At 78.7% G+C, this 3,735-nt stretch carries 2 protein-coding genes and 1 pseudogene; all 3 read right to left on the bottom strand.

Annotation, left to right across the window (positions count from 1 at the left end):
- The coding region (locus BJP40_RS11995; RefSeq protein WP_079171101.1) for a VWA domain-containing protein at positions 1-2,319 on the bottom strand (2,319 nt) is incomplete at its 3' end.
- A gap of 8 nt (positions 2,320-2,327) precedes the next feature.
- Positions 2,328-2,774, bottom strand: coding sequence for a Pycsar system effector family protein (locus BJP40_RS11990; protein ID WP_071280360.1), 447 nt, complete (start codon positions 2,772-2,774; stop codon positions 2,328-2,330).
- Between the two features lie 212 nt (positions 2,775-2,986).
- Positions 2,987-3,735, bottom strand: a pseudogene (locus tag BJP40_RS34190) (hypothetical protein); the annotation flags it as partial.

Here is a 3,735-nt window from a genome sequence, read left to right as displayed (position 1 = left end):
GCCCCCGCCGGTGCCGCGGGCGAAGGGCACCCGGGCGCGCCAGGTGCCGCCGGCCGCGACGTGGTCCGCCGCGGGTGGGCGGCCCGGTGCCGTGCGGAGGGCGTCGCGGTCGGTCGCGCGGCCCGCGGCGCGGTCGTGGACGACGAGTTCCAGGCCGTCGTCGAGCCCGGCGGGCTCCCCGGGCCGTACGGGTTGCTCGCGGCCCCGGTGCGGCCGCAGCCGCAGCTCGCCGCTGCCGGTGCGCCGCAGCGCGTGGGCGCCGGGCGCGCCGGCCGTGGCCCGCTGGATGTCGGGGGTGGTGCCGCGGACCCGGTCGGCGGTGAAGTGGAAGGCGCCGCCCTGGGTCTGCCCGGCCCTTACGGTGAGTTCGCCGAGGTGGCGGCCGTCGCCGCGCAGTTCGAGGACCATCCCGGTGAGGTCGCGGCGGCGGGCGCGGGCCTTCAGCCGCAACGCCACCACCGTGCCGACGACGAGGACGGCGACGGCTGCGCCGAGGACGGCGATCCGCCAGGTCTCCCACCAGGTGGGCGGTGCGTCGACCCGTACGTCGACGAACGCGGTGTCCAAGGCGCGGTCGCCGTCGCCGGTGTCGACGACGGCGACCTGGCCGCCGATGTCCCCGAGGGGGGAGTCGGCGCCGACGGTGAGGGTCACCCGCACGTTCTCCCGGCGGCCCGGGCCGACCGTGACGGTGGCCGGTTCGACGCGCAGTGCGGCGCCGTCGGCCTGGTCGGCGAGGGCGAGGCGCAGTGTGTGCGGGGCGCTGTCGTTGTTGGTGACGGCCAGGGTGCCGCCGACGCTGCCTCCGGGGTGGACGGTGGCCCGGTCGAGGGTCAGTCCGGCGGTGACGGGTGGTGTGCCGCTGCTGGTGCGGGCGTGCAGCGGGCGCTGGTCGGAGGTGACGCCGGGGGCCGCCATGAGGGTGGTGAGGCGCAGCGCGCCGGTCGCTCCGGCGGGGACCGTGACGGTGCCGGTGAACCGCACGTCCGCCGCCTCGCGGTCGGGGGCCCGGCCGTCGTCGGCGAGGGGCACGTCGACAGGGGTGAAGCCGTCGCCGGCGAGCCGCGCGGTGACCTTGATCCCGGCGAGCTGGGCGGGGTCGGTGACGACGACGCCGCGCCGGGTCTGCATCCGCACCTCGACGACGGTCTTCTCGCCGGGGCGCGGCGAGGCCGGGTCGAGGGTGACGGTGGAGCGCAGCCGGCCCTGCCAGATGGCCCGCACGGCGACCTCGCGGTCGCGGTGGCCCTCGGGTGCCTCGACGTGGGCGCGCCAGCGGCCCGGGAGCGGGTTCTTCACCCGGAGGGCCTCCACGGGCCCGTCCTGGCCGCTGAGTTCGAAGGTGGAGCCGTCGAAGGGGCCCTGGGTGGGCACCTTCCGCCCCTGCGGGTCGTAGTAGGTGACGGTCACCTTCGGGTCGTGTTTGCTGACGGTGATGGTGCCGTCGGTGGCGATGGGCGGGATCGTCACGTGGAGGTCGCCCGGCGGGCGGCCCCGGTCGCCGTCGGAGACGCTGGCGCAGCGGGCGGCGGCGAACGTCTCCTGGAGTGCCTTGTCGATGCCGGCCGAGTCGGCGACGACCCGCATCCGCGGGGTGGCGGACGGCAGGTCGGCGCAGCCGCCGCGGTAGCCTCCCTCGGCCATGCCGGTGAGGGCGGCCCGGTCGATGCCGCTGCCGAAGCCGAGGGGCCAGATCTGGACCTTCTCGCGGCGGGCGCGGGCGAGTTCGTCGGCGAGCCTCTTCTGGCCGTTGGCCTGCCTGCTGCTGCGGTCGGTGCCGTACTCGGGGCTGTCGCCGACGTCGAGCCTGCCGTCGGTGAGGAGGAACACCACCTTGGGGACGGCGGGGTCGGCCTTCTCGGTGAGGCGGTCGACGGCCTGGCGGACGGCGGCGGGGAAGTCCGTGCCGGGGCCCATCCGGGCGGGGTCGCGGCGGGACAGTTCCCGCACGCAGTCGCTGAGGCGCTGGCGTCCCGCGGTGTCGGCGGTGGTCAGCGGGCACGCTTCGCGCACGGGTGACTGGCCGGGCTTCTCGGAGCTGCCGAAGCCGATGACGGCGGCGCGGGAGCGTTCGGACAGCTCGCCCTGGGCGAGCAGGGAGGCGGCGTCGACCTCGCGGGCCAGGTCGGTGTCGGACAGGCTGTCGGACTGGTCGACGACGATGGCGAAGTCGATGGGGTCGGAGCCCTCGGCGGGTGCCGCGGGCGCGGCCGGGGGCGCGGCGGGGGTCCGGGCGGGCGACGGCGCCGCGAGGGACAGGAGCAGGGGGAGGGACAGGGCGGCGGCCGCCGCCGCCCGTCCGGTGCCGGTCAGTCGCATCGTCTCTCTCACCACAGTTCACCGAGGAGGGCCAGCGCCAGGCCGAGCGCCAGGCACAGCACGCCTGCGCGCAGCCAGCGGTACTTGGCGGCCAGGACCTGGCCGTGCACGCCCGCCTGGTCGAGAAGCCAGCCGGCGGGGTCGGCGCCCGCCCGGGCGAGCCGGTCCCGGAGCGCCCCGGCGGGTGCGCCGGAGGCCAGGTCGCGCAGCAGGGTCCGGTCGGCTCCTATGCGGGTGCGCGGCAGCACGACCGCGACGAGCATCAGCATCCCCGCGCCCCAGGACGCGCCGCCGAGGGCGACGAGCACGACGCGGGCGCCGCCCCCGGACAGCGGTGCGGGTTCGCGGGTGAAGACGACGGCGAGGAAGGCGAGCGCGCCGGACAGGAGGACGGCCGCCTTGGTGTCGGCGCGTCCGATGTCCTCGCGGACGTCGGCCAGCATGCGCTCGGCCATGAGCCGCACCTCCTGCGGGGGCGCGACCCCCTGCCCCGCGGTCCCGGCCGGTTCCGGGGACGGGGCGGACGCGGACGCCGCCGGGGGCGGGGACACGGCCGGGGTCGCGGAGGAGGCCGGGGGCCGGGGCGGGGCAGGGCCCGAGGGCGGAGCCGGGGCCGGGGACACGGCCGGGGTGGGGGCCCCGGGGGAAGCCGGGGTCGGCGGGCCGCTCACTCGTCGTCCCAGTCGTCGAAGTCGGCGCTGGGGCGCGCGGCTCCGCCGGGCGCGGCTGCGTCGCGGGCGCTTCCGCCGTACGGATCGCCGTCGCCGTAAGGGTCGCGCTCGTCGTACCGTCCGCCGTACGCTCCGCCGCCGTCGCCGGGCGGGCCGCCACCGGGGTGCCGCACGAGTCGGTCCGGCGCGGAGCCGCCGCGGTCGTCGGGGTCGTCCCGGTACGGGGCGCCGTCGGCGGCACGGTCCGTGTCGTACCCGCGGTCGCCGTCGCCGTACGACCGGTGCCGGCCGCGGGGCCGGTCCTCGCCGTACCCACCGCCCCCGTCGTACGAGCCGTCCCCGCCGTACCCACCGTGCGGTTCGCCCCGGCCGCGGACGCGGTCCTCGGCGTACGGGCGGTCGCCGCGGCCCGGGCCGCCGTGGGTGTCGCCGCCGTACGGGCCGTCCTGGCCGTAGGCGGCGCCGTCCCGGTCGGCGCCGCGGGCCCCGGTCCTGTCCCGCTCCTGCCGCCGTTCCCGGCCGGACTCGACGCGGGTCGGCTCGCGCACCTCCTGGGGATCGGACCCCCAGCCGTCGGCGGGCCCGCCCCCGTCGGCCGGCGCGCGGCGCGCACCGGGGCCCTGCCGGTCCTCGGCGTCCCACGGCGGGCGGGCCCGGTCGGCGCCGCGCGGCCCCGGCGGGCCGGGCAGGGCGGACCGCTCGGGGCCCACCAGACCGAGGACCTGGTCGCCCACGCCGCCCAGGA

The sequence above is a fragment of the Streptomyces sp. CC53 genome (genome assembly GCF_001865245.1).
Taxonomy (GTDB): domain Bacteria; phylum Actinomycetota; class Actinomycetes; order Streptomycetales; family Streptomycetaceae; genus Streptomyces.
The sequence above is the reverse complement of the archived record's forward strand: the minus strand, read 5'-3'. Positions and strand labels throughout refer to the sequence as shown.

What these genes read in the sequence shown, in the direction of transcription:
- BJP40_RS11990 (WP_071280360.1), bottom strand. Translation starts at nt 2,774, where the DNA reads ATGGCCGAGCGCATGCTGGCCGACGTCCGCGAGGACATCGGACGCGCC.